25 protein-coding genes and 1 other RNA gene are annotated in these 23,842 nt (G+C 30.0%); 10 read left to right on the top strand and 16 right to left on the bottom strand.

The features are described 5' to 3' along the window. Positions 1 to 383: 383 nt before the first annotated feature. Positions 384 to 2,012, top strand: coding sequence for a multidrug ABC transporter permease/ATP-binding protein (locus L8T90_RS06205; protein WP_263737008.1), 1,629 nt, complete (start codon positions 384 to 386; stop codon positions 2,010 to 2,012). A 22-nt stretch (positions 2,013 to 2,034) separates the two neighbouring features. Here the strand turns inward: L8T90_RS06205 and cgb are convergent, their stop codons facing one another. After that, the gene (gene cgb / locus L8T90_RS06200) at positions 2,035 to 2,463 is read right to left on the bottom strand and encodes a single-domain globin Cgb (RefSeq protein ID WP_257397236.1); all 429 of its coding nucleotides are present in this window, start codon (positions 2,461 to 2,463) and stop codon (positions 2,035 to 2,037) included. Between the two features lie 190 nt (positions 2,464 to 2,653). On the opposite strand from cgb, the gene L8T90_RS06195 reads away from it, so the two are divergent. The 5 genes from L8T90_RS06195 (at position 2,654) to L8T90_RS06175 (ending at position 8,301) form a co-directional block, all read left to right on the top strand. After that, positions 2,654 to 3,658, top strand: a complete 1,005-nt coding sequence (locus tag L8T90_RS06195) for an extracellular solute-binding protein (RefSeq protein ID WP_263737007.1) — start codon at positions 2,654 to 2,656, stop codon at positions 3,656 to 3,658. Positions 3,659 to 3,677: 19 nt separating this feature from the next. Further along, entirely contained in the window at positions 3,678 to 5,261 is a 1,584-nt protein-coding gene (locus L8T90_RS06190; protein WP_263707082.1) for an ABC transporter permease, read from the top strand. Beyond that, positions 5,261 to 6,241: an ABC transporter ATP-binding protein gene (locus L8T90_RS06185; RefSeq protein WP_263737006.1), complete on the top strand. Its 981-nt coding sequence runs from the start codon at positions 5,261 to 5,263 to the stop codon at positions 6,239 to 6,241. Before L8T90_RS06190 ends, L8T90_RS06185 begins: the two co-directional genes overlap by 1 nt. 62 nt (positions 6,242 to 6,303) lie before the next feature. Then, positions 6,304 to 6,912: a protein adenylyltransferase Fic gene (gene fic / locus L8T90_RS06180; RefSeq protein ID WP_263683136.1), complete on the top strand. Its 609-nt coding sequence runs from the start codon at positions 6,304 to 6,306 to the stop codon at positions 6,910 to 6,912. Between the two features lie 165 nt (positions 6,913 to 7,077). Then, the gene (locus tag L8T90_RS06175; protein WP_039629186.1) at positions 7,078 to 8,301 is read left to right on the top strand and encodes an HD domain-containing protein; all 1,224 of its coding nucleotides are present in this window, start codon (positions 7,078 to 7,080) and stop codon (positions 8,299 to 8,301) included. 3 nt (positions 8,302 to 8,304) lie between these two features. Here L8T90_RS06175 and ffs read toward each other — a convergent pair. After that, positions 8,305 to 8,402: signal recognition particle sRNA small type (gene ffs, locus L8T90_RS06170), an RNA gene on the bottom strand. A 52-nt stretch (positions 8,403 to 8,454) separates the two neighbouring features. Between ffs and L8T90_RS06165 the strand changes: the two genes are divergently transcribed. Beyond that, positions 8,455 to 8,898 carry a hypothetical protein gene (locus L8T90_RS06165; protein ID WP_263737005.1) on the top strand — a complete coding sequence of 148 codons (444 nt, stop codon included), beginning with the start codon at positions 8,455 to 8,457 and terminating at the stop codon, positions 8,896 to 8,898. Between the two features lie 10 nt (positions 8,899 to 8,908). On the opposite strand, the gene L8T90_RS06160 is transcribed toward L8T90_RS06165, so the two are convergent. The 4 genes from L8T90_RS06160 to L8T90_RS06140 are packed head-to-tail and all read right to left on the bottom strand — an operon-like array spanning position 8,909 to position 13,576. Then, positions 8,909 to 10,534 carry a flagellar hook protein FlgE gene (locus tag L8T90_RS06160; RefSeq protein WP_263737004.1) on the bottom strand — a complete coding sequence of 542 codons (1,626 nt, stop codon included), beginning with the start codon at positions 10,532 to 10,534 and terminating at the stop codon, positions 8,909 to 8,911. Positions 10,535 to 10,538: 4 nt separating this feature from the next. After that, positions 10,539 to 11,546, bottom strand: coding sequence for a flagellar hook capping FlgD N-terminal domain-containing protein (locus L8T90_RS07940; protein WP_412175003.1), 1,008 nt, complete (start codon positions 11,544 to 11,546; stop codon positions 10,539 to 10,541). Between the two features lie 50 nt (positions 11,547 to 11,596). Beyond that, the gene (locus L8T90_RS06145) at positions 11,597 to 13,234 is read right to left on the bottom strand and encodes a flagellar hook-length control protein FliK (protein ID WP_263737003.1); all 1,638 of its coding nucleotides are present in this window, start codon (positions 13,232 to 13,234) and stop codon (positions 11,597 to 11,599) included. Positions 13,235 to 13,237: 3 nt separating this feature from the next. Then, positions 13,238 to 13,576: a hypothetical protein gene (locus L8T90_RS06140; protein WP_263683132.1), complete on the bottom strand. Its 339-nt coding sequence runs from the start codon at positions 13,574 to 13,576 to the stop codon at positions 13,238 to 13,240. Positions 13,577 to 13,703: 127 nt separating this feature from the next. Here L8T90_RS06140 and typA point away from each other — a divergent pair, with 127 nt between their 5' ends. Then, positions 13,704 to 15,512 carry a translational GTPase TypA gene (gene typA / locus L8T90_RS06135; protein WP_263737002.1) on the top strand — a complete coding sequence of 603 codons (1,809 nt, stop codon included), beginning with the start codon at positions 13,704 to 13,706 and terminating at the stop codon, positions 15,510 to 15,512. After that, entirely contained in the window at positions 15,512 to 16,144 is a 633-nt protein-coding gene (locus L8T90_RS06130; RefSeq protein ID WP_263737001.1) for a poly(A) polymerase, read from the top strand. Before typA ends, L8T90_RS06130 begins: the two co-directional genes overlap by 1 nt. A gap of 11 nt (positions 16,145 to 16,155) precedes the next feature. Here the strand turns inward: L8T90_RS06130 and L8T90_RS06125 are convergent, their stop codons facing one another. After that, on the bottom strand, positions 16,156 to 16,896 hold the full coding sequence (locus L8T90_RS06125; protein WP_263737000.1) for a carbonic anhydrase family protein: 741 nt from the start codon (positions 16,894 to 16,896) through the stop codon (positions 16,156 to 16,158). A 117-nt stretch (positions 16,897 to 17,013) separates the two neighbouring features. Between L8T90_RS06125 and L8T90_RS06120 the strand changes: the two genes are divergently transcribed. Then, positions 17,014 to 17,397: a GNAT family N-acetyltransferase gene (locus tag L8T90_RS06120; protein ID WP_263691487.1), complete on the top strand. Its 384-nt coding sequence runs from the start codon at positions 17,014 to 17,016 to the stop codon at positions 17,395 to 17,397. Here L8T90_RS06120 and L8T90_RS06115 read toward each other — a convergent pair whose 3' ends face one another. From L8T90_RS06115 to L8T90_RS06075, 9 genes are all read right to left on the bottom strand, one after another. Further along, the gene (locus tag L8T90_RS06115) at positions 17,398 to 18,027 is read right to left on the bottom strand and encodes a protein-L-isoaspartate(D-aspartate) O-methyltransferase (protein ID WP_087685667.1); all 630 of its coding nucleotides are present in this window, start codon (positions 18,025 to 18,027) and stop codon (positions 17,398 to 17,400) included. Between the two features lie 91 nt (positions 18,028 to 18,118). Next, the gene (locus L8T90_RS06110) at positions 18,119 to 19,636 is read right to left on the bottom strand and encodes a disulfide bond formation protein B (RefSeq protein ID WP_263736999.1); all 1,518 of its coding nucleotides are present in this window, start codon (positions 19,634 to 19,636) and stop codon (positions 18,119 to 18,121) included. A 10-nt stretch (positions 19,637 to 19,646) separates the two neighbouring features. Then, positions 19,647 to 19,814 carry a hypothetical protein gene (locus L8T90_RS06105; protein ID WP_039619427.1) on the bottom strand — a complete coding sequence of 56 codons (168 nt, stop codon included), beginning with the start codon at positions 19,812 to 19,814 and terminating at the stop codon, positions 19,647 to 19,649. A gap of 124 nt (positions 19,815 to 19,938) precedes the next feature. Beyond that, positions 19,939 to 20,961 carry a ribonucleotide-diphosphate reductase subunit beta gene (locus tag L8T90_RS06100; RefSeq protein ID WP_263664043.1) on the bottom strand — a complete coding sequence of 341 codons (1,023 nt, stop codon included), beginning with the start codon at positions 20,959 to 20,961 and terminating at the stop codon, positions 19,939 to 19,941. Then, the gene (locus L8T90_RS06095; protein WP_263664044.1) at positions 20,958 to 21,374 is read right to left on the bottom strand and encodes an RDD family protein; all 417 of its coding nucleotides are present in this window, start codon (positions 21,372 to 21,374) and stop codon (positions 20,958 to 20,960) included. The genes L8T90_RS06100 and L8T90_RS06095 overlap by 4 nt, the downstream gene beginning before the upstream one ends. Next, positions 21,374 to 21,982, bottom strand: a complete 609-nt coding sequence (gene pyrE, locus L8T90_RS06090) for an orotate phosphoribosyltransferase (protein ID WP_263736998.1) — start codon at positions 21,980 to 21,982, stop codon at positions 21,374 to 21,376. The genes L8T90_RS06095 and pyrE overlap by 1 nt, the downstream gene beginning before the upstream one ends. 2 nt (positions 21,983 to 21,984) lie before the next feature. Next, positions 21,985 to 22,542, bottom strand: a complete 558-nt coding sequence (gene frr, locus L8T90_RS06085; RefSeq protein WP_039668941.1) for a ribosome recycling factor — start codon at positions 22,540 to 22,542, stop codon at positions 21,985 to 21,987. Positions 22,543 to 22,554: 12 nt separating this feature from the next. Then, complete coding sequence (gene secG, locus L8T90_RS06080) at positions 22,555 to 22,899, bottom strand: preprotein translocase subunit SecG (protein ID WP_012662194.1); 345 nt, start codon at positions 22,897 to 22,899, stop codon at positions 22,555 to 22,557. A 102-nt stretch (positions 22,900 to 23,001) separates the two neighbouring features. Continuing rightward, positions 23,002 to 23,703 (bottom strand): Bax inhibitor-1/YccA family protein, encoded by a 702-nt coding sequence (locus L8T90_RS06075; RefSeq protein WP_263736997.1) that lies wholly within the window; start codon positions 23,701 to 23,703, stop codon positions 23,002 to 23,004. Positions 23,704 to 23,842 lie beyond the last annotated feature (139 nt).

Below are 23,842 nucleotides of genomic sequence, written 5' to 3'. Positions count from 1 at the left end.
CAAATAAAGAAAGTTTTAAAAGATTAGAGTTTTTATAGTTTTTTAAAGAGTTTAAAGTGTTTGAGTTAAAACGAAAATTATCGTTCCCCCCCCCCCGTGAGGTGATTTTTAGATAAATTTATATTCATTGAAAAAGTCCTTTCAAAAAATAGTTAATGTGTTTGATGGGTTATTGTTTATTTGTATATATTTGTAACATTTGTTACTAATATTTTAATAATATGGTCAGAATATTAATATTTTATTTATAAATTTTTCCTTAAAAATAATTTAAGATAAAAGTTATCTTAAATTTATAAATACCATAAAATAAGGCTTTGTAATTAAAAAATAATTTTTAAAAATTGTTATAATTTTATAATTATTATTTAAAAGGTATTATTGTGAGTTTTTTGTGGATTTTGTTTCAAGAAAATAAACTTAAAATCATTCTTTTTTTGCTTTTTAGTATTTTTACGAGTATATTAGGTGTGCTTACTTTAGTTTTTATCAATGAGTTTTTATTAAAAACTAGTCTTGAAAACTCAAATATTATCGTGTATTTTGTGCTTTTATTGCTTGTATTTTTTGCGAGTTCTTCTTTTGTAGAAATTGCTCTAAGTTCGTTTGGGCAAAGTTTTATTTTTAAAATGCAAAGAAGGGTTGTAAAACAAATTTTAGATACAAGTGTTTTGAGTATTTTAAATACTACTAAAGCAAAGATTTTAGCTTCTTTAAATAATGATGTGCGTAGTATTTCTTTTGGGCTTTTAAGGCTTCCTGAATTTGTACAATCAAGTGTTTTGATTATTTGTGTAAGTGCTTATATAGCTTATCTTTCTTTAGAAATTTTCTTTTTGTGTTTAGCGTGGATAGTGTGTGTTTTTTTGGTGGATAATTTTTTAATGAGCAAGGTGTATTTTTATTTTAAAAATGCTAGGGAAAATGATGATGCTTTGCAAAAAAACTATCAAAATATTTTACAAGGGCATAAGGAATTAACCTTAAATCCTTTAAGGGCGAAGTATTATTATGAAAATGAGTTTGAAAAAAATGCTTTGAAAAAGAAAAAAAGCTCCACTATGGGAAATATCTTGCATATTTTATCTAACAATTGGAGCAATAGCGCCATGCTAGCTTTGGTAGGAGTGGAGTTTTATATAGCTTTAAATTATGAGCTTGCTAGTTTGCAAAGTGCTACGACTATAGCTTTGAGTGTGCTTTTTTTAAGAGCGCCACTTGGAGCTATGATAGGAAGTTTTCCTACGCTTATGATGGCAAAAATCGCTTTAGATAAAATTTCAAATTTAAATTTAGAAAATTATTCTCATGAGTTTAAACTCAGTCAAAATAAAAAAACTTGGCAAAAACTTTCTTTTAAAGATGTGTCTTTTGCATACAATGAAAAATTTGCTCTAAAACCTGTAAATTTTGAACTTAAAAAAGGCGAATGTGTATTTTTAATAGGTAAAAATGGTAGTGGTAAATCTACTTTTTCTATGATTTTGGCTGGACTTTTTACAGATTTTAAAGGGGATATTTTTTTAGATGATGAAAAAATAACTTCGGAAAATATTTACGAGTATAGAAGTTTAATTAGTGCTATTTTTAGTGATTTTCATTTGTTTGAGCATGTTTTAGAAGATGAGAAATTTAGCAAAGAAGACTTGGCATACTGGCTTGAAATTTTAGAACTTAATGAAAAAGTAGAGCTTGTGGGAAATACTTTTAGCACTATAAAGCTCTCAGCTGGACAAAAAAAGCGTCTTGCTATGCTTAATGCTTTACTTGAAAAAAGGGATATTTTGATCTTAGATGAGTGGGCAGCCGATCAAGATCCTATGTTTAGAAAGTTTTTTTATACTAAACTTTTGCCACTTTTGAAGCAAAAAGGTATTACCATATTTGCTATAACTCATGATGATGTATATTTTGATATGGCTGATAGAATTTTACTCGCACAAAATGGTCAAATTTGTGAATTAAAAGGTGATATAAAAGAATTAGCAAAAAATGCCGTAGAAAAATTCTAGGCTTTGAAATCAAAGCCTATGATTACTTAGCTTTTGCATAAATTTCTTTTTCAATGTCTATGTAAAATTTAGCAATAGCACCATAAGCTTCTTCCCAAGCTTTTAATGTGGTTTCATCTGCATTTAGCACTACTTTAATAGCTTTTAAAAGACAAGCGCCTACTATAGGGTAATGCTCTTCTTTGACATTTAATTTTGTATGAGTGATAGCTACTTTATCAACAAAGCTTCTCATATTTTCTAAATTTTCTACATTTTTTGCTGCCATTAAAATAGCCATTGCTAAAGCTTTTGGTTGTTCTCCTGAAGCTTGTTTTTCCATATTAAACATAGGTTTTACTTCAGGGTATTCTTCAAACATGATTTTATAAAATTCTTTAGTTAAAACTTCGCCATTTTTTTGTAAAATCGGCACGCAATCTTTGATGATTTGAATTTGTTCTTGAGTCATTTTTTCTCCTTTGTATATTGTATTTTTGATGATTATATAAAAATGAGAGAAAAAATATCTTGATTTATGTTAATTTTGTATCATTTTATTTTAAAATGATTATGTGTATCAATTTAAGTAAATATAAAGTGAATTATTAATATAATAATCCTTATCAATTTCAAAATTTAAAATTAAGGAAATTTATAAAATGAAAGCAAAAGTAGTTTTACTATCTTTACTAGCTACTATGAGTTTAAGCGCTCAAGAGCTTACGATTTATTCTCATCGTCATTATGATTCTGATAAAGGAATTTTCAAATTATTTCAAGAAAAAACAGGCATTAGTGTAAATGTGGTGCAAGCTAAGGCTAATGAGCTTGCTAAAAGATTAGAAGTTGAAGGTAAAAATTCAAAAGCAGATTTATTTATGACTGCTGATGCGGGAAATTTAGAACAAGTTCGCACAAATAATCTTTTTGTTTCAGTTAGCTCACCTGAGTTAGAAAAACTTTCTCCAAAAGAGCTAAGAGGTAAAAACAACGAATGGTATGCTTTTACAACAAGAGCAAGAATCATCATCGCTTCTAAAGATAGAATTAAAGATGGAGAGATTAAAACTTATGAGGATTTAACTGATCCTAAATTTAAAGGTAAAGTTTTAGTAAGAAGTTCAAATAATGTTTATAATATCTCTTTATTAAGTGCAATGATTGATACTTTGGGTAAAGAAAAAGCAAAAGAATGGGCACAAGGTATAGCAAATAATCTTGCACGTACTCCAAAGGGCGGGGATCGTGATCAAATTCGTGCAATCTATGCAAAAGAAGGCGATGTGGCTATATCAAATAGTTATTATCTAGGACACTTGGCAAATTCAAAAAATCCTAAAGATGTTGAAGCTGCAAATTCAGTAAAAGTGATTTTTCCAAACCAAGATGGTAGAGGAACGCATATTAATGTAAGTGGTATAGGTGTTTTAAAAACTTCTAAAAATAAAGAAGCTGCGGTTAAATTTATCGAGTTTATGCTTTCAAAAGAAGCACAAGAAATTTTAACAAACCAAAATTATGAGTATCCGGTAAATAAAGAAGTGAAACCTGCTAAAATTTTACAATCATGGGGCGAGTTTAAAATTGAAAAACCAAATTTTGAAGCTTACTGGGGTAATACTAAAGAAGCTTTAATGATTTTTGATGAAGTTCAATGGAAATAATTTTAAGGAAAAATAAAATTTGAAATTTTTAAGTCTAAGGTGGTCTTTTGCCACCTTTTTTTTCTGTAGTTTAATCATACTGCCTATACTTGCTATTATCTTACACCTTCCTTTTATAGATATTAACACCTTAAAACATTTGAGTAAAAATGTCTTGCCACGATATATTTTTGGTAGTGCTTTTATATTGTTTGGTACTTTAGTATTGTGTTTGATTATAGGTTTAGTTAGTGCTTATTTGATAGCTTTTTATAAATTTTTTGGATCGAAATTTTTTGAATGGTTTTTGATTTTACCTTTGGCTATACCTTCTTATGTGATGGGTTTTGTTTGGATTGATTTGTTTGAATTTCAAGGTTTAATCCCTACTTTTTTAGGCATTGATAGGCGTATAGATATCATGAATGCATATGGTGTGATTGTGATTTTATCTTTTGCGCTTTATCCTTATGTGTATTTTTTTGCTAAAAATACCTTTGCTTATGGACTTGGTAATATCATTTTAAGTGCTAAAACACTTAAGGCTTCTAATCTAAAAACATTTTTCAAAGTGATTTTGCCATTTTGCCGTGTGGGTATAGTGGGTGCTTTGCTGTTGGTGGCTATGGAGGTTTTGAGTGATTATGGCTTGGTGGCGTATTTTGGCGTAGATACTTTTAGTGCAGGAATTTTTAGAACATGGGGAAGTGGCGGTGATGAAGTGAGTGCTGTGGCTTTAAGCGTGGCTTTGCTAGTGTTTATCGCACTTTTAATGCTTTTAGAAAAAATTCAAAGAGGCAAAAAAGGCTTTAATCAAAATGTATTTTTGCCTACTCCAAAAGATGAGTTAAAAGGCTTAAAGGCATTTTTAGCCTTTTTATGGTGTTTTTTAGTGGCATTTTTGGCCTTTGTCGTGCCTATTATATGGCTTGTTTATTGGGCTGGGTTTGATTTTATGCAAAATTTAAGCAATGTCTTAACACCTGCATTTTATAGCCTTAGCGTGGCTTTGGTGAGTTCTTTTGCTATTGTGGGGGTGGCATTTTATTTGTGTTTTGTGGTGCGTTTAAATGATACAAAAGCTTCTAAAATCATTCTTTGGCTTACGACTTTGGGGTATTCTTTACCTGGAGCTGTGGTAGCTGTGGGAATTTTAGTGATTTTGGGTGTGTTAAATTATATTTTTGATCTTTTATCGTTTGAATACGCCATAGGTGGAGGCTTTTTGGTGTTGTTTTTTGGGTATTTTGTGAGGTTTTTAGCTTCAGGGATTTTTGCAACTCAATCAGGCTATGAGCGAATTTCTAAAAACATAGACTATGCGAATTTAACCTTAAAATCAAAACCACTTAAAATTTTCACTCAAATTCATTTTCCTTTGATGAAGCACTATTTAGCTTTGGCTGTGGTGATTATTTGTGTGGATATTTTAAAAGAATTGCCTATTTCGACTATACTTTCACCATCAGGTTTTCAAACACTTTCATCGCTTGTATTTGCTTATAGTGAAAATGAATTAATTTATAATGTTTCTTTGCCATCTTTGATTATAGTGTTATTTGGGATTATCCCTACATTTTTAATGCATTATTTGCAAAATAAAAACAACCAAAAAGGACAATAATGGAAATCTTAAAAATTGACAATCTTTACAAATCTTTTGGAAAAACAGAAGTTTTAAAAGGAATTTCTTTGAGCTTAAGAGAAGGCGAGATTGTCAGTATTTTGGGAGAAAGTGGATGTGGTAAGAGTTCTTTGCTTGGTTGTATAGCAGGTTTTTTTGAAATCAATGATGGTAGTATTTGTATAGGGGATAAACTAGTTGCTTCTAAGAGTGTGTATTTAGCCCCACAAGAGCGTGATGTAGGGGTTTTGTTTCAAGACTATGCTTTGTTTCCACATTTAAATGTAGAAGAAAATATATGCTTTGGTATAAGCTCTTTAAGTAAAAACGAGCAAAAACAAAGGCTTGATGAAGTTTTAGAAATTTTAAATTTAAATACACTTTTAAAGCGCTATCCAAATGAGCTAAGCGGTGGGCAAGCCCAAAGAGTAGCACTAGCAAGAACCATAGTCGCAAGGCCAAAGATTATACTTTTTGATGAACCTTTTTCAAATTTAAATCACACTTTAAGCGTTAAAATGCGCAAAGAAATCAAAAATATCTTAAAAGAGCATAAGCTTAGTGCTATTTTTGTCACACATGATAAAGACGATGCTTTTTATTTATCAGATAATATCGCTTTGATTAAGGATGGGAAAATTTTAGACTATGGAAGCGCTAAAGAGCTTTTTTATAAGCCTAAAAATATAAATAGTGCTTGCTTTTTGGGCGAGGCATTTTTTATAGATCCAAATACAATTTTAGATGAGAAATTTAAAGTATATTTGCAAAGTAAAAATGGTATTTTGCGCCCTAATGATATACAAATTTCAACTTCACAAACTCCTTTAAAAGCTAGTGTTTTAGAATGCGTATTTTATGGGGATTTTTATGAGTTAAGTGTGAGTTTGGAAGGATATATTTTTAGCATTTATCATCATAAAGAACTTAGTAAAAATGATGAAATTTATCTTAAGTTAAACGAAGCAAAAGAGTTTTAAATCATAAATTTAATAAAGTTTATATTAAATATCTTATAAAATATAAACTTTAAAGGTTTAAAATGATACTTACAAATAAACTTGGTATAAAAAATCAACTAGAATTAGCCAAAGAAGAGGAAAGAATAAGCAAACTAAAGGCAAAAGCTTTATTTGAAAGTGGTTTTTTAGATACATTAAAAGCAGGAAGTTTTGAAAGCTTAAGGGTGATTCATCAAAAATTATTTGAAGATATTTATGATTTTGCAGGAAAAATAAGAGAAGTAAATATTTCAAAAGAAAATTTTAGATTTGCTCCTGCTGTTTATTTACATGAGGCAATTAAAAAAATAGAACTCATGGAGCAATCTTGCTTTGAACAAATTGTAGAAAAATATGTAGAAATGAATGTAGCTCATCCTTTCAGAGAGGGAAATGGCAGAAGTATGAGAATTTGGCTTGATTTAATACTTAAAAAAGAGTTGAAAAAAGTGGTTGATTGGAGTTTGATTGATAAAGATGATTATATAATGGCTATGCAAAGAAGTCCTATTAAAGATGTAGAGATAAAAATTTTACTTCAAAATGCTTTGAGTGATGACATTCATAGCTTTAATATTTTTGCAAGAGGGATTGATGCAAGCTATTATTATGAAGGATATACACTCTATAAAACAAAAGAGCTTTTTTGATTGTTTAAAGCTAGTTTTATAATTTTTATTGATACAAGCTTGTTAATCTCAAATTCTTCTTATTGCAAAAGATTATTTAATAATAAAACATTAAATCATAATATCAAAATAAAATTTGCTAAAGATTATAAAATAAAGTAAAATCACAGCAAAAAAAGGAAATAAATGATTAGTGTAGAATTAATAGAGCATATTTTTAAAGCCGCTTCTATATCAAGGTGGAATGATTATCCTAGAATGACAAATTTAGTTGAGCTTGATAAACAAGCGCATAAATTTATCATTGCTTATTTCATTGCTAAAATGGAAAAAGATGTCAATATGCGCTTTATCATAGAAGCGGGGATTTTTGAGTTTTTAAGTAGGGTAGTAGTGACTGATATACGCCCTGATGTGTACCATGAGATAACACGAGCAAAAAATGAGCAGGTAAGCGCTTGGGTGTTAAGTAAAATCGCACCGATGATTCAAGATATTGAAAATGGTGAGTTTTTAAAACGCTATGAGCTTTTTTTACAAGGTAAAGATTATGCTAAAGAAAGGCTTATTTTAAAAGCTGCTTCGTATTTTGCGACAAGATGGGAGTTTAATATAGTTTATCAAACTAGCTCGTTTTTAAGTGATATTGATGAGATTAAGGCTAAGGTTGAAGAAGAATTAGAAGATTATTATGAATTAATCGGTGCAAGAAAAATAGCTCTTAATCAAAAAATTTCTAAAATAATCGATTTAAGCGGGCGTTTGCGTTTTCAAAAAAGATGGGCGCAAACTCCAAGGATTCCAGAAACTGCGGTTTTAGGACATATGCTTGTGGTAGCTATTTTGTCTTATTTTTATTCTTTAGAAGTAAAAGCATGCGATGGTAGAATAGAAAGCAATTTTTATTGCGCTTTGTTTCATGATTTGCCTGAAAGTTTAACTAGAGATATCATCTCTCCGGTAAAATATGGCATAGATGGTTTAAATGAAATCATCAATGAGTATGAAATGAAGCTTATTAATGAGAAAATTTTACCTTTTATACCACTATCTTTTAGAGAGGAATTTAGCTATATACTTGGTATTAGAGAAGGACAAAATGAAGAAAGTGCCTTTGTGAAAAATGAATTTGAAAATCGTATTTTTAATAACAAGCCAAGTGTTTATAGTGGTAGTTTAGATGCGGTTAATGAAGATCGTTTTAAAGCTATTGATGGAAAAGCTTTGAAATATTGTGATAAGCTAGCAGCTTTTATAGAAGCAGCTTTGTCAATTAGCTATGGAGTAAAGTCTAAAGAGCTTGAAAGCGGTTTTGTGGGAATGTATGAATATTTTAAAACAAATCCGACTATTAATGGGGTAAATTTCTTTAGAATTTGTGAGGATATTAAAGGATATTTTAAACTTTAAAACCTTCTCCCAGATGACTGCGGCACACACTAAGTCTAAGTGCTCTGCTGTGTTCCCACCCTGAAGCGGTGCTTAAAAATAGCATTGCACAGGTCTAAGAGAAGGCAGTTGAAATAATACCTTAAAATATCTTAAAAAACATTGAGGTGAAGTATGTTGAGTATATTTGCAAATTTTTTATCTAAATTTAGAGAATTTTTTGTTCCTAGTCATTTATCTTTAGAATTTAGAGCAAAATCTTTTGCTGCTATTATTGTGGCAAATAAGACTATAAAAGCAGAAATTTGGCAAGTTTTGGCTGATATTGCAAGTGAAGTTTATCCAGATGATAAAAGCAGGCAGGCTATTTTAGTGCAAACTTCTAAAGAATATGTAGATAGAGTTTTAAAAAATGAGCTTAGTTTAGATGCTTTGCTTAAAAATATTGCTTTGCTTTTAAAGAAAAATCCAAGATATGCAAAAAAGATTAATTTTCATAGACTTGAGCGTTTGATGGATAAAAATGAAGAAGAAGCTTTAGTGCAACTTAGGGTGTATGAATTTTTTGAGCAAGAAATAAAATATATTTTAGAAAAAAATTCAAAAGAACCATCATGAAAGGCTAAAATTAGCGTTTCATGTTGATTGCTTTTTGTATCATTTGATCAGCTGTTGTGATACTTTTACTACTTGAATCATAAGCTTTTTGCAAAGTGATTAAGTTTGTAAATGCTACGGATAAATCTACATTTGATTGCTCTAAATAAGAGCCTTTAAAGGTTGCTGTGCTGAAATTTCCATTATCATCAAGCAAAAAGGTTGGATTACCGCTATTTCCTGTTTGTCCATAAAGATTTTCTCCTAGCTTTTCCAAACCTTGTTCATTGGTAAAATTAAACAAAGCAAGTTTTGCCATAGCTATTTGATCACCATTAGTAAAAGTGGCGATGATGGTACCATCTGTATTGATAGAATAATTATTTAAAAACCCTTCACCTTTGCCATCTGTTTGTGTGTGTACTGAAGGCTGTTTATTTTTTAAAGCATGAAGTCCATCATAACCTGAATTTGGTATATTTGGATCATAATAAGAACCAAGGTTTATATTGACTTTTGTTCCGTTATTATCAACTGAGTTTAGAGTGCTAGATACCAAAGCTCCAGCTTCATTAAAGGTGATTAAACCTTCGGTAGTTCCACCTATTTTATTGCCATCATTATCATATACTTGAGCAACTGCTTTGTACTCTAAATCTGTGCCATTTTGTGGTAAAACTCTATCTAATTTAACCTTAACCCAAGAAGTAGAACCATCAGGATTAATTAATTTTGCAGAAAGTTCTGTGCTATCAGCTACTTCTTTTTCTACACTTAAATGAGATGATTCTAACTTAGCTGTTTCTAAATCTACTTTATCTAGTTTTTGATTGTCAATACTAAAAGCCAAATTCTCATCTAAAGTAGCTTGTAATGTTTGACTAACACCTTTTTCGTCAGTAATTTTAAAATATATAGTATCACCAGGCTTTAAACCAAAAATTTGCTCATCTTTTACACTACCTGAAATTTTTACACTACCATCTTCATTTTTACTAAATTCAAATTTAGAAGCATCTACATCTACATTCACTGCTTCTGTTTTGGTACTTGTGTCTAAATTTCCACTCCAAGTGATATTTTGTGTTGGTTGAGGTGGTAAATAAAGATTTTTAGGCACAGAAATAGGCCCTTGTGTATTAACTCCACCTATTTGGAAATTTTCTCCAGGTGTTCCACTCCAAGCTGTGGTAACTTTTTGTCCCATAACTTGACCAAACATATTAGAAACCCTATCGCTTAGCTGAATTTCTTTTAATGATGGATTCATAGTTCCAAGCACATAATTACCATTTGAATCTACTAAAAATCCATTTGCATCAGGTTTAAAAGCACCATTTCTAGTATAATAAACTCCATTGGCATTACTTACACCAAAAAAGCCCTTTCCAGCAATAGCCACATCAAATTCGTTATCAGTAGAAACTAGTGGCCCTTGTTCAAAAACATCATTTGTGGCTCCTGCTACACTACCATAACCAGTTTGACCTTTGTTGTATGATTGAGTTGTAACGGTGCTGTAAAATACATCTTTGAATGCTACATCAGAGTATTTAAAACCAACTGTATTGACATTGCTTATATTGTGAGCAGTATTGTCTATACCATAACTTTGGGATTTTACTCCATTTACTCCATTGTAAAATGCTGTAAACATGATTTTATCCTGTAATTTCTTTAATGTCTTCCCATTTAACCCAGCTACCGCCCATACCAACTAGAGCTTCGCCATCTTCAAATCTTACACCAGTGATAGGATAAGCACCATAAGTTGAGTTAACTGTTGTTCCATCTTCGCCTATATAATTTGCTCTTACATAGTATTTACCAGATGGCACAGGATTTCCACTATCATCTGTTCTATCCCAAACAATCTGTTTCATACCTGCAGTCATATCTTTAACTTTCATTGTTCTTACAGGATCACCTGCTTCGTTATAAATAGTAAATGTTACAGGTTCGCTATCTGATTTATAAGCTGAATCAATCTTAGCTGTTTTGATATCAACGCTTGGAGTATGTCCTATAATTTTAAAGGTTTGATCCTCACCAACTACCGCTTTAACAGTTTCTTCTTGGCCTTTATCATCAACTAATTTTACATATACAGTTTCCCCAGGCCCTGCTATTTCTTTATCTACCTTACCTGTAATGTCTAGTTTGTCTTCACCATTTTTCTTAAGTTCAAAACCTTCAGTGTCAATATCAGTCTTTTTACCTTTTTGTGGTTCTTTTGGTAAATACATATTAATTTGAAATTGTATATCATCATCTGCTACCACAAGATAATCATCTTTAACTGTTGCAAGTTTTCCAACCGCAGCTAATGCACTCATACCGGTACTTGCTGCAATAGAATTTTGTAGTTTTGCCATCGCATCTACTAGTTGAGTCATGGTTTTATTGGTGTTATCTTGCATTTCAAGTGCTGAAAGTTGTGCTGTTTGAGTAAGCATTTTTTCAGTATCCATAGGATCGGTTGGATCTTGGTGTTGAAGTTCTATCAAAAGAAGCTTTAAAAATGCATCCTTGTCAAGTTCTGCTCCAGGGTTATAAATCAACCCACTATCGCCTTCTCCAGCTCTAGCATTTCCTTTTGCATTTGGCATATCTTTAGTATTAAGTGTTGCTAAAGGACCTTGAAGAGTTTGTGTATTTATATTTGACATAAAAATCCTTTTTTATATATTTTTAAAGCTTAAAGCAAAAAATATTCCATTTAAAAATATTTTGCTAAAACCATTTCTAAGCTTGGTTTTTCTTGAATTTCTTTTTCGAAATTCACCTTATCTTCTTTATTATTATTATTATTGTTTTTTTGTTTTTGTTGGTTATTTTGTTCTTTTCTTTCTTGATTATTAAAATTCATTTCTAAATTTGTAAAGCCCATGTTCACAAGAGCGTTTTTAAACTCAGCTTGATGTTGTATGAAAAGATTTAAAGTATTTTGATTAGAATTAAAGCTGATGTTTAGATTAGATCCTCTTTGGACTAAGGTAACTTCTACTTCTCCAAGATTGTGTGGATTTAAAGTTATACTAAAGCGAGTTATAGGTGCTTTATAACTTTCTAGTTTGTCTTTAAATTCTTGGGCAAAATCATTGAAAGTTTCTTTCATAGGAATATTTTGATTTTTCACAAAATTATTAGAAACTCTATTCATTTCTTTCACGTAAGAATTTAAATTTTCTTCATTATGATCACTATCATCTTTTGTAAGTTCTTTGGTGGTTTTGAAAATATCGTTAAAAACATCTGTGTTTTGAGTATTTTTTTCTGTTTTTAATTGTTTTTCTTGAGGATTTAATAAATTCTCTAAATTAATTTTTAAATCTTGATTTTGTAAATTTTGAGTATTTTTTGTATTTATTAATTCAGCTTTTAAGTCCTTTGAATTTTCTAAAACAGAACTTATTTTTTTACTAAAACTATCTTCGCTGGTAGTTAATTTTTCATTTTTCAATATTTCTTTAAAATCTATTTTTTCTTTATCTTTAATTTCTTTTTTTAAGTTTGAATTTTGAGTTAGATTAATGAGTTCAATATCATTTAATTTATCATTTTTATTAATATTTTTTATATTTTTTATTTCTTTGTTATCTTGAATTTTTTCTATAAATTTTTCTTTGAAATCTATATTTTGAATATTTTCTTTTACTTTTACATCTTTTTTTGGAAGCTCTATGTTTTTTAAAGCAGAAGAAAGTAAAGAAATACCTTCGTTTTCTTTGCTTTTTATATTTTTATTTGTATTTGGTTCTTCTTTTAAAAGTTTGGTGATTTTTTGATTGATTAAATCTTGAAAAACATTAGTATTGTTTTGTTTTGCATTTTCAAAAAAACCTTTTTTATCAAGATTTGGAAAAGCTTCTTTTAAATCTTTGATTTGTTCAAATTTTATATTTTTTATATTTAATCCAAGTTCTTTTGCTATATTAAAAAGCTCATTGATATTTTTTATATTTTTTAACTTGTGCAGGTTTTTTTCAAGAGCTAAAATAGCAGTATTATCTTGGACAAGTTTGTTTAATTTTATATCCTTGCTATCACTTTGTAAAACTTCTAGTAAAGAAAGAATTTGCATAAAATTTGCACCTTCAAAAAGCTTTAAAGCATCCTTTTCGTCTAATTGAACTTTATCGTCAATGGTTTCTTTTAAGCTTTCGTTTTTATTTTCTTTTTGTGGTGCTTTAAAGTCTTTTGGTAAACTTCCATCTTTTTCATCTATAGCTTGTAATAGTGAATTTAAAAATTCTTCTCCATCACTATTTGAATTAGCACTTTCTTTGCTAGGATTTTCATTTTGTGGAGCGATGCTTAGTAAGTTTAAAGCATCGCTAGCTTGGATATTTGACATTAATTAACCTACTAAAAAATTATTTTTTGCTAAATTTGGAAATAAATTTTGCAATTGTGCTGCACAATCAAGTTTTAAATTTTCATGAGAAAGATTAAAGTTTTTAAATATTACTAGTAATTCTTCTATATTTTTAGCATTTAAAACTGCATTTTCATTATGAGCATCATCCAAAATTTCACTTACTTTACTTGAAAGTTTTGCATAGTTTAGTTCTTTTTCTTCACTTGAATTTACAACTTCTAGATAATTTAAAAGTTCCATAAAATGCTTACTATTTAAAACTGAAGTTCCTTGTTTTTCTAAGTTAGCGTTAAAGATTTGAGTTCCTAGGTTTGACATATTTTTCTCCTTAAAAATAATTCTTACCCAAAATAAAAGCAACAAGTGTTCCAATTTAGCAATCTTAATTTTTAAGCAATTTTTTTATATAATATTAGATTTTAAATTTAAGACTTTGGAGAAAAACTTGGACAATATTAGAAATATAGCTGTTATAGCTCACGTTGACCATGGAAAAACAACAATGGTAGATGAGCTTTTAAAACAATCAGGAACCTTTAGTGAACGCGAGCAAATAGCAGAGCGTGTGATGGATAGTAATGATATAGAAAAAGAAAGAGGTATTACTATACTTTCTAAAAATACTGCTATTAATTATAAAGGTACTAAAATAAACATCATAGACACTCCAGGCCATGCTGATTTTGGCGGTGAGGTTGAGCGTGTGTTAAAAATGGTTGATGGGGTTTTGCTTTTAGTTGATGCGCAAGAAGGTGTTATGCCTCAAACTAAATTTGTGGTAAAAAAGGCTTTATCTTTAGGGCTTAAACCTATCGTTGTTATCAATAAAATCGACAAACCAGCTGCTGATCCTGAAAGAGTAATTAATGAAATTTTTGATCTTTTTGTGGCTTTAGAAGCAAATGATGAACAACTTGATTTTGCTGTAGTTTATGCAGCTGCTAAAAATGGTTATGCAAAGCTTGCACTTGAAGATGAAAGCACTAATATGGAGCCATTGTTTAAGACTATACTTGAGCGCGTACCTGCTCCAAGCGGTAGCGATGAAAACCCTTTACAGCTTCAAGTTTTTACTCTAGGTTATGATAATTTCGTTGGTAAAATAGGCATTGCAAGAATTTTTAATGGTAAAGTAAAGAAAAATCAAAATGTAATGCTTGCCAAGGCAGATGGTTCTAAAATCAATGGAAGAATTTCAAAACTTATTGGTTTTATGGGTCTAGAAAAAATGGACATCGAGGAAGCAGGAACAGGTGATATTGTAGCGATTGCAGGTTTTGAAGCTTTAGATGTAGGAGATAGTGTGGTAGATCTAAACAATCCTATGCCTCTTGATCCTTTACATATAGAAGAACCAACTTTAAGCATAGTATTTTCGGTAAATGATGGTCCTTTAGCAGGTACTGAAGGCAAGCATGTAACTTCAAATAAAATCGCAGAACGTCTAGAAGCTGAGATGAAAACTAATATTGCTATGAAATATGAAAGTACAGGCGAGGGTAAATTTAAAGTAAGCGGAAGAGGCGAACTTCAAATAACTATCTTGGCTGAAAATATGCGTAGAGAAGGTTTTGAGTTTTGTATGGGAAGACCTGAAGTTATCGTTAAGGTAGAAGATGGAGTTAAAACAGAACCATTTGAGCATTTAGTGATTGATGTGCCTGATGATTTTACTGGGGTTGTGATTGAAAAATTAGGTAAAAGAAAAGCTGAAATGAAAACTATGACACCAACTGGAGATGGTCAAACAAGACTTGAGTTCGAAATTCCTGCGCGTGGGCTTATAGGATTTAGATCACAATTTTTAACAGATACTAAAGGCGAGGGTGTGATGAATCATAGCTTTTTAGAGTTTCGTCCATTTAGCGGAGCAGTTGAAAAAAGAAATAATGGTGCGTTAATTTCTATGGAAAATGGTGTTGCACTAGGATATTCTTTGTTTAATTTGCAAGATAGAGGGGTATTGTTCATTGATCCTCAAACAAAAGTATATACAGGTATGATTATAGGTGAGCATTCACGCCCAAATGATTTAGATGTTAATCCTATTAAAGGTAAAAATCTAACCAATGTTAGAGCAAGTGGAAGTGATGATGCGATTAAGCTTGTACCACCTAGAAAATTAAGCCTTGAAAGAGCGTTAGAATGGATAGAAGAAGATGAGCTTGTAGAGGTTACTCCACAAAATATTAGAGTTAGAAAAAGATATCTTGATCCTACTCAAAGAAAAAGAATGGAAAAGGCTAAGTCTTAATGGATTTTGAAGCCATAAGGCAAGCTTTAAATAAAAGACTCAAAGCTTTGCAAATTTTAGCATTTGCTGAAGCTTTGGTTATATTTTTTCTTGCTTTTCAATTTAGCAAAGATGTGATTATAGCTTTGTTTTTTGCTGTTTTAGCAGGAGTTTTGTTTTTTAGAATTTTAGGAAGAAAGCTTATGTGGGGACGCAATGAGCTTGTATTTAAAATGTGTGAAGAATTTTTAAAGCAAAACAATGCTAAATTTGATAAGCAAGGCTTTTATCAGAAAGATTTTGAAAAAATTGCTTTTGATTTTTCTTTAAAAACTTATCATTCTCAAAATTCTTTTATTTTTGATGATTTTATTCTTTATGATGTGAAATTTAAAGATGAATTTGGGAATTTCTTTTGTGGAATTTTGCTTTATAGTAAGAAATTAAAAGAAGATATTAGTTCAAATGAAAGTATTTTTGAAAAAGTAAAAGATAAAGAATTTTCTGCACAAAGAGTTTTAAAAAAAGATGATTACTTGCTTATAGCAAGTTTGAAAAATCCTTTTTTTGCTGATTTAAAAATTTCAAGCGAGTTAAATTTTAAACTTTTTAGAGCTAATTTAGAAAAAATTCAAGCTTTTATAAATGATTAAGTTTAGCTTACTTAATCATTTTGTTCTAAATTATTAATTTCTTGTATTTTTAAATTCTCATTTTTTCCCATTAAATTTTGTATGGTTTGGATTTGCTCTTTAGAGGCATAGCTTATGTCTTTTAAAACTATCCAAGTGATTTTTTGATTACAAGGCTTGTTGAGTTTGTTTTTAAAGATATAAAAAGATTGAAGGTCATTTGGCAATAACTCATTAGCACTTAAGCCTTGAACATAAAGTTTATCGCCTTCTTTTTTAGGAAAAGCACGGATGATTTTTTTAATAAAAGGATTTTCCGCGCCTTCTTGTAAAAACAGCGCAACCACTGCTATATCGCCTTTTTGACTTACATGACTAAAATGAATTTCTAAAGGATAAGACTTTTTTTCAATAGAAATTTTTGATGGAGCGTGAAAGTGAAAATGAGATAAATTATAAGCTGTATTATCTAGCACGATATGGCTTCCATTGCTTGCAAAATGCATTTTTATAGTATAACCATCATTTATTAAACCAAAAGAATCATTTGAGTAGTTAAATTCTAAAGAATGATTTTTATTTGTAGCCTTTTTGCTGTTTATATTGATAAAATCTTGATTTAACCCACTTTCACAATAAATCCAGTTTTTATCTAAATTTTTCCATTTATCTTTTTCTATAAAATTTCCATGTGAGGCATTTTGAGGCATTTGCTCATAGGCAAAAAGCATGCTAGTGGTAAATAAACCAAAAAGTATTTTTTTAAATTTCATAGTAATCCTTTTTTAGTATAATTATAAAAAAATAAATCCTATAGGAAGCTTATGTTTAAAAATAATTATATTAAAATTAAATATTTTAAAAAAATTACAGATAATATTAAGGATAAATTGATTGATATATGGGAGGATAGTGTAAAACATTCCCATGATTTTTTATCTGATTTTGACAGAGAAAAGATTAAAAATGATCTTTTAAATTCTCAAGTATTCTTTAGTTTAAATTATTTGATTTGCTATGATAAAGATGAAATGATTGGATTTTTAGCATTTGTGGACGATAAAATTGAAATGTTGTTTTTAAGGTCAAAATATTTTAACAAAGGTATAGGCACTGCTTTAATATCTAAAGCTGTAAATAATTATCATTTGAAATATGTTGAAGTAAATAAAGATAATTATAAGGCATATAAATTTTATCAGAAAAATGGTTTTTTACAAGAGAGTGAATATAAAGATGAATATGGTTTTATTGTTTTAAAAATGAAATTTTAACTATTCTTTACCATCTTTGATAGGCACAAAAAGACATTCGTCTAAAACTTCTTTACTAATCTTGCCATCTTTTTTGGTAAATTTAGTGATAAATTGTTGATTTCCTATGAGTAAAGGAGCTACTAAAATTCCATTGTTTTCAAGTTGATCAAACAATACATTTGGAATATGCTCTATATAAGCTGAGAGTAAAATTCTATCATAAGGTGCATAATTTTTCCAACCATTTTGTCCATCATCAAATTTTACATGGATATTAGCATAGTTTAGTTTTTTAAATTTTTCTATAGCGCTAATTGCAAGTTTTTCAATGCGCTCTATGGTAAAAACTCTTCTAATGAGTTTGCTTAAAATCGCAGCTTGATACCCGCTACCACAACCTATTTCTAAAACACTATCAGCATCTTTAAAATCAAGTGCCATAGTCATTTTAGCTACGGTTAAAGGCGAGCTTATCCATTGATTACCCATTAAAGGAAGTGCATCAAGTCTATAAGCATGCATTTTTAAAGGTGAAAAAATTTCTCTTGGAGTGGAACAAAAAGCTTCAAATAATTCTTCATTGATGAAAGTATTTTTGCGAATTTCTTCTGCCATAGTTTGACATTGTTTTTGTTCAAATATATGAATCAATAAGCACCCCTTGATAAAAAGTGTTATTTTATCTTAAATTTTATTTTATCTAGCTTTAAAATCCTTAAGGCGTAAAAACGCCTTAAGATTAATCAAGTGTATAAAGGATGTTCGATCCATCTTGATAAGATAAGATGTGCATTTTGCCATCTTTAAAGAATAAACTTCTTGCATTAGTTATATTTTCTGGATAAGAAATAGTTTTTACAACTTCTTCTTTGTCTAGATCAATTACAGCAATAACATTATGCTTTTTGCTTAATGCATAAATTTTACCATCTTTAAATGCCATTGAAGTTACATAAAGATCACCTAGTGTTTTCCCTTCCTTTAGATCAGCTTTAGGAGTAAATTCAGCTGAAAGAACTCTATCTGCTAAAGAAATTTTAGAAATTACAAAAGTTTTAGCGTTTTTATTGTTTGGAACAGTTGCTGTATACATATATTTTCCATCGGTAGTTGTGCTTAAGATGTGATGGAATTTAGCTCTAACTGTATCAATTCTACCACGACCAAGATCTTTGCCTTGACCTTCGAAATTATTTGCACCTTTCATAAAATCAGCATATTGTAAAGCCTCATTTGCATTAGGATTTTGAGCAAATCTTAAGAAAGTTTTATTAGAACCCATTAAGATGTATTTATTGTCTAGATAAGGGATAATTCCTATGATAGGGTTGATTGTAGCTGAAAAATATGGATCTAAAACAAAATCAACTTTAGTGCTAAAATTATTATCTAGGAAAAATACTTCCCATTTTGAACTTGCAACATATTCTCCATTGATATAATCAAGTGTATTGATAGCTTTAGGAAAATCAATTTTTGTTTCATTTGTTATTTTTAGATTTTCATCAATACTTGCAAATGGAGCATTGCTAATATTATTATCAAATTGAATACCTAGTTTTTCACTAGCAGGCGCAAAAGCAAAGTCAGGTTCTTTAACGTCGCGTTTTCCTAAGAAAGAAATGCTTTTCCAGCTTTTGCTCCAACCTGAATCATCCCAAATGATATATTTTGGATTTAAACTAAAACGAACCGGATCGCCTTGTCCGCTATATGGAACAGGACCAGTGCTTACAAAAGCTTGGAATACATTTGAAGCTACAATAAAAGCAACAATAACCATAGCAGCTAGATTAAATTTAGTTAATTTTCTAAAGCTAGATCCTTCCATTTCTTTTTCAAAAGAACCAAATTTTGGAGCAAAGGCAAAAATAACACCAAGTAGTAAAACTACAGCCCAAAATACCACTTCAGCCCAAAAATAAGTATGTAAACCAAAAATAGGTAAACCAAAACCTTGATCAAGATCACGGTGTGCATGGCCGCTTATATGATTAAATGATTGCCATAAACCAAAAGCTGTTGCGATTAAAAGGAAAGCTAAAAATTTACCTTTCATACCATAACGTACAACAAATAAAGCCGCTACGCCGATGAAAATCATTGATTCTCTTTGACCCCAGCAAGAAGTACAAGGGCTATCACCTAGCATATAGCCAAAGATTAAATTTGCAATTCCAACAGGCAATAAAATAACCAAAAAGCCTGCTAAGCACATTAAAAAATAAAAGAATTTAGTTTTGTTAATATCACACATATTTGCCACCTTATAGATTCATTAGGCCTAAGATTGCGCCTGATTTACGACCTAAATAGTCAAATACCATAATAGCCCATGAAATTACAAGTATAGAAAAAGCTAATTTTTCTTTTTCTGGTTTAACTATCATGAGGACTATGGCGATAAAGATTAACAAAAGTTCTAAAAACTCCATCATTTCCCCTTTAAAATAAAATAAAAACCGCCGATTTTACTATATTAGAATAAATAAAAATAAAATATTAAACTGAAAAAGAGATTTGATTTAAAAAGTATAAAAAAATGAGTAGTTTTGAGACTTAGAAGTCATCAAAACTTAAGCTTCCTTTGGAGTAATTTGTAACCTTGCTTTCAAAGAAATTACTCTTTTGATCATTAAATTTAGAAAAATCATCTACCCATTTAATAGGATGTTTTGCATTATAGATTTTATCAAGATTAATTGCAATTAGTCTTTGATCAACAAGATAATGAATATATTCTTCTATAATATCATCTGTAAAACCCATGATTTGATTTTGAGTGATGTATTTACCCCATTTAATTTCAAGTTCACCTGCTTTTTTAAACATATCATAGATTTTATTTACATTGGTATCATTAAACAAATCAGGTCTTTCTTTGCGCACAGAATTAATCATATTTTGAAATAATAGCAAATGTGTAATCTCATCTCTTTGTATAAAGCGTATCATTTGTGCTGATCCTAGCATTTTCCCTGCGCGCGCTAAAGCATAAATAGCAGTAAAACCACTATAAAAATATACTCCTTCTAAGATTTGATTTGCTACCATTGCAAGTAATAGTTTGTTATCATCTACTTCACCGGCTAATTCTTCATAAATGCTTGAAATGAAATCATTTTTTTCTCTTAAAGTTTCATCATGTTTTTCCATTTCATAAATTAAGTCTGTATTTTCACAGATTGCTTCAACCATTACTGCATAAGATTTTGAGTGATTTGCTTCTTCATAAGCTTGTCTTGCTAAAACTGCATTGATTTCAGGTGCTGTGATGTAAGGATTAATATTATCAGCAAGATTGTTTGTTTGAAAACTATCCATTGAGATAAGTTGAGACCAAACTAAATCATACATTCTTTTTTCTGCTACGGTTAGATTACAGCGATAATCAAGTGCATCTTTGGTTGTATCTACTTCTTTTGGAAACCAAGTATTTGCCTCCATTAAATCCCAAAGCTTTAAAGCCCAAGTGTATTTTGCTTTAGTAAAATTTAAAATCCCATGAGGATTACCATTAAATACTTTTCTATCATTTAAAGTTTCATTTGATTTTGGATTATAAATTCTTTTTCTATTCATTTTTCTACCTTTGTGACAATAACACTTTGGCTTAAAATATCATGCAAAGCCAAAGTATCTTTTCTTAAAAAACTTACCAAAAACCCAATCAATAAACCAAAACTTACGATAAAAATTATATAGCGTAAGAGTATTCTAAAAAAATTAAGTTTTTGGCCATTTTTAAGATCAATTAAATATAAATCATAAGCTTTAAGTCCAGGACTTTGAGCTTTTTTTGCTAAAAATAAGGCCTGTATAAGCCCAAAAAGCAAAGAACATAAAAAAATTATAAGTTGATTGTTTAAAAAGGCTTCTTTAGAGCCAAGTGTAAAATAAAATAAATACAAAACAGGCACATAAAGCAAAAATAGATCAATCAAAAAAGCTTTAAATCTTAAAAAGCGAGTAGCTATTTTTGCTTTAGTTTTCATTAGTTTCCACGACTACCAGGCTTGATAGCTTTGGTGCCTTTTTCACAAAGTGGACAAGCATTTGCTTCATAAATATCAAATTCGAAATTTCCTAGTGCAAAAAGTGGTAAATTTTCAGGCAGTTTTGCATTTTCTTTTCTAGGGTTGTTTAAATTTTTTACCGCACAAAAACCACGATTTGCTAAAGCTGCAAAGCCTACTACTTCCCCACCTAAGCTTTTGATGATTTTTGCACTCTCAAGTGCAGAACCACCTGTTGTAATAATATCTTCACAAACGATAAATTTTTCGCCTTTTTTTACTTCAAAACCACGTCTAAGACTCATCACTCCTTCTACGCGCTCAGTGAAAATAAAGCGTTTATTGCAAGCTCTAGCAAGCTCATAACCTGCTAAAATTCCACCCAAGGCAGGAGAACAAATGCTATCAAATTCAATGTTAAAACTAGCAATAACTTTTGCAAGCTCCTCACAAAGTTCACCTGCTAGTTTTGGATTTTCTAAAACTTTAGCACTTTGAAGGTAAAACTCAGAGTGTTTCCCTGAGCTAAGCAAGAAATGCCCTTGTAGGTATGCCCCACAATCTTTATAAATTTGTTCTAAGTTCATTATCAAACCTTTAAAAGTTCTGCTTCTTTATTTTTAACTAATTCATCTACTTTTGCTGTGTAATTATCAGTTTGTTTTTGAACCTCATCATAAGCTTTTTTGGCTTCATCTTCTGAAATTGCTTTATCTTTTTCTAATTTTTTAACCGCATCATTTGCGTCTTTTCTAATGTTTCTAATGGCTACTTTAGCCTTTTCTCCCATAGCTTTGGCATTTTTAGCATTTTCTTCTCTTTGTTCTCTTGTCATAGGTGGAAAGAATAATTTCACACTTTCACCATCATTGTTTGGATTTACTCCTATATTTGCTGCAGCTATGGCACTTTCTATAGCTTTTAGCATTGATTTTTCCCAAGGAGTAATGCTTATGGTTGAAGCATCGGTTGCTAAAACTGTTGCTACCTGATTAAGCGGGGTTGCACTACCATAATAATCAACATGAATATGATCAAGTATGTTGATATTTACTTTACCAGTTCTTATAGTGGTAAAATCTTTTTTTAAGGCCTCTAAGCTTTTATCTGATTGTTGTTTTTGTTTGGTATAAATTTCATTTAGCATGGTTTATCCTTTTTATTTGCTAGTGTTGCTTTCGCTAATTGGGGCACTTGGTGCAACTGGAATGTTAGTTGTGTTTGTCTCAGGTGCTTTTGGTAAAATTTGTTCTGCTTTTTCAGCAAGTGAGTTAGAATTAGCATTATTATACATATAGCTAAGAGCAATTGTATTAGCAATAAGTAAAACACCCATTACAAAAGTAAATTTAGCTAAAAATCCCGCAGGACCTTTTGCTCCAAATAAACTTTCATTACTTCCACTATAAGCTCCAAGTCCTATGCTTGAACTTTTTTGTAATAAAACTGCAATACAAATAATTACAACAATTGCAAATTGCAAAATAATTAAAAGAGTAGTCATGAATTTTCCTTATTGAAAATAAAATGAGTATTTTAACTTAAAAAGTTTGATAAAAACTTGAAAGAGGTAAAGAAAATTTGCGAGAAAAAATCTCGCAAATTTTTATCTGCTATTAAAGCTTCTTAAAATATTAAGAAGAGAGATGAAAAGGTTGATAAAATCAAGATAAAGAGCAACTGCGCCTTCGATTGGTGTTTCATAGTTTCCTCTAATGATGTTTTGAGTATCATAAAGGATGTAAAAAGAAAATAAAATCGCACCAATACCAGAAATAACTAAACTCACAAGTGAGCTTTGGAAAAATAGATTAATTAAAGAAGCCACTACGATAACGATTAAAGCTATAAAAAGCATTTTTCCCATCATAGTAAAATCTCTTTTTGTATTCATAGCAAATACACTTAAAGCACCAAAAGCTACTGTTGTTAAAGCAAAAGCTTGAGCGATGATGCTAGCCCCTGCAGGAAGTGCTAAAACTGAATATAAAAGTGGTGTTAAAGTAAGCCCTGAAACAAAAGTAAAGGTAAAAAGTAAAATTAAATTAAGCGGAGTTTCTCTTTTTTTCCATTGTAATGCAAACAATAAACCAATTTCAACAACAAATAAAATCCAAAAAGTTGCTTGAGATTGTGCAAATAAATGCGCTAGAGCAAAAATTCCTATGTAAGCGCCCGCTGTTGCAGCTAATAATGAAGCAGCAAAAAGCTGATAAGTTTGTTTTATAAAAATGCTTAAATCACTTCTAGCATAACCTTCAAATTCTTGAGTTTTAGAGTTAGAATAATCTCTATCATAAAGACTCATTAAAATCCTCCAATAATTTTTAAAACCAAAATTTACAAAAAAAAGATAAATGAAAGATTAAAACTACATAAAAATATAACAAAAAATAAATTTATTGATTTGGTTTAAGTAAAAATAATTTTAGTATAATGTCTTGTTA

The organism is Campylobacter sp. RKI_CA19_01121, from assembly GCF_025771295.1.
Lineage (GTDB): Bacteria > Campylobacterota > Campylobacteria > Campylobacterales > Campylobacteraceae > Campylobacter_D.
Note: the sequence above shows the minus strand (reverse complement) of the source record. Positions and strands in the feature narration are given on the sequence as shown.

What these genes read in the sequence shown, in the direction of transcription:
- secG (WP_012662194.1), bottom strand. Translation starts at nt 22,899, where the DNA reads ATGACTACTCTTTTAATTATTTTGCAATTTGCAATTGTTGTAATTATT.
- L8T90_RS06095 (WP_263664044.1), bottom strand. Translation starts at nt 21,374, where the DNA reads ATGAAAACTAAAGCAAAAATAGCTACTCGCTTTTTAAGATTTAAAGCT.
- L8T90_RS06110 (WP_263736999.1), bottom strand. Translation starts at nt 19,636, where the DNA reads ATGTGTGATATTAACAAAACTAAATTCTTTTATTTTTTAATGTGCTTA.
- pyrE (WP_263736998.1), bottom strand. Translation starts at nt 21,982, where the DNA reads ATGAACTTAGAACAAATTTATAAAGATTGTGGGGCATACCTACAAGGG.
- L8T90_RS06130 (WP_263737001.1), top strand. Translation starts at nt 15,512, where the DNA reads ATGGATTTTGAAGCCATAAGGCAAGCTTTAAATAAAAGACTCAAAGCT.
- L8T90_RS06075 (WP_263736997.1), bottom strand. Translation starts at nt 23,703, where the DNA reads ATGAGTCTTTATGATAGAGATTATTCTAACTCTAAAACTCAAGAATTT.
- L8T90_RS06105 (WP_039619427.1), bottom strand. Translation starts at nt 19,814, where the DNA reads ATGGAGTTTTTAGAACTTTTGTTAATCTTTATCGCCATAGTCCTCATG.
- L8T90_RS06185 (WP_263737006.1), top strand. Translation starts at nt 5,261, where the DNA reads ATGGAAATCTTAAAAATTGACAATCTTTACAAATCTTTTGGAAAAACA.
- L8T90_RS06145 (WP_263737003.1), bottom strand. Translation starts at nt 13,234, where the DNA reads ATGTCAAATATCCAAGCTAGCGATGCTTTAAACTTACTAAGCATCGCT.
- L8T90_RS06175 (WP_039629186.1), top strand. Translation starts at nt 7,078, where the DNA reads ATGATTAGTGTAGAATTAATAGAGCATATTTTTAAAGCCGCTTCTATA.
- L8T90_RS06160 (WP_263737004.1), bottom strand. Translation starts at nt 10,534, where the DNA reads ATGTTTACAGCATTTTACAATGGAGTAAATGGAGTAAAATCCCAAAGT.
- fic (WP_263683136.1), top strand. Translation starts at nt 6,304, where the DNA reads ATGATACTTACAAATAAACTTGGTATAAAAAATCAACTAGAATTAGCC.
- cgb (WP_257397236.1), bottom strand. Translation starts at nt 2,463, where the DNA reads ATGACTCAAGAACAAATTCAAATCATCAAAGATTGCGTGCCGATTTTA.
- L8T90_RS06125 (WP_263737000.1), bottom strand. Translation starts at nt 16,896, where the DNA reads ATGAAATTTAAAAAAATACTTTTTGGTTTATTTACCACTAGCATGCTT.
- frr (WP_039668941.1), bottom strand. Translation starts at nt 22,542, where the DNA reads ATGCTAAATGAAATTTATACCAAACAAAAACAACAATCAGATAAAAGC.
- L8T90_RS07940 (WP_412175003.1), bottom strand. Translation starts at nt 11,546, where the DNA reads ATGTCAAATATAAATACACAAACTCTTCAAGGTCCTTTAGCAACACTT.
- L8T90_RS06195 (WP_263737007.1), top strand. Translation starts at nt 2,654, where the DNA reads ATGAAAGCAAAAGTAGTTTTACTATCTTTACTAGCTACTATGAGTTTA.
- L8T90_RS06165 (WP_263737005.1), top strand. Translation starts at nt 8,455, where the DNA reads ATGTTGAGTATATTTGCAAATTTTTTATCTAAATTTAGAGAATTTTTT.
- L8T90_RS06100 (WP_263664043.1), bottom strand. Translation starts at nt 20,961, where the DNA reads ATGAATAGAAAAAGAATTTATAATCCAAAATCAAATGAAACTTTAAAT.
- L8T90_RS06140 (WP_263683132.1), bottom strand. Translation starts at nt 13,576, where the DNA reads ATGTCAAACCTAGGAACTCAAATCTTTAACGCTAACTTAGAAAAACAA.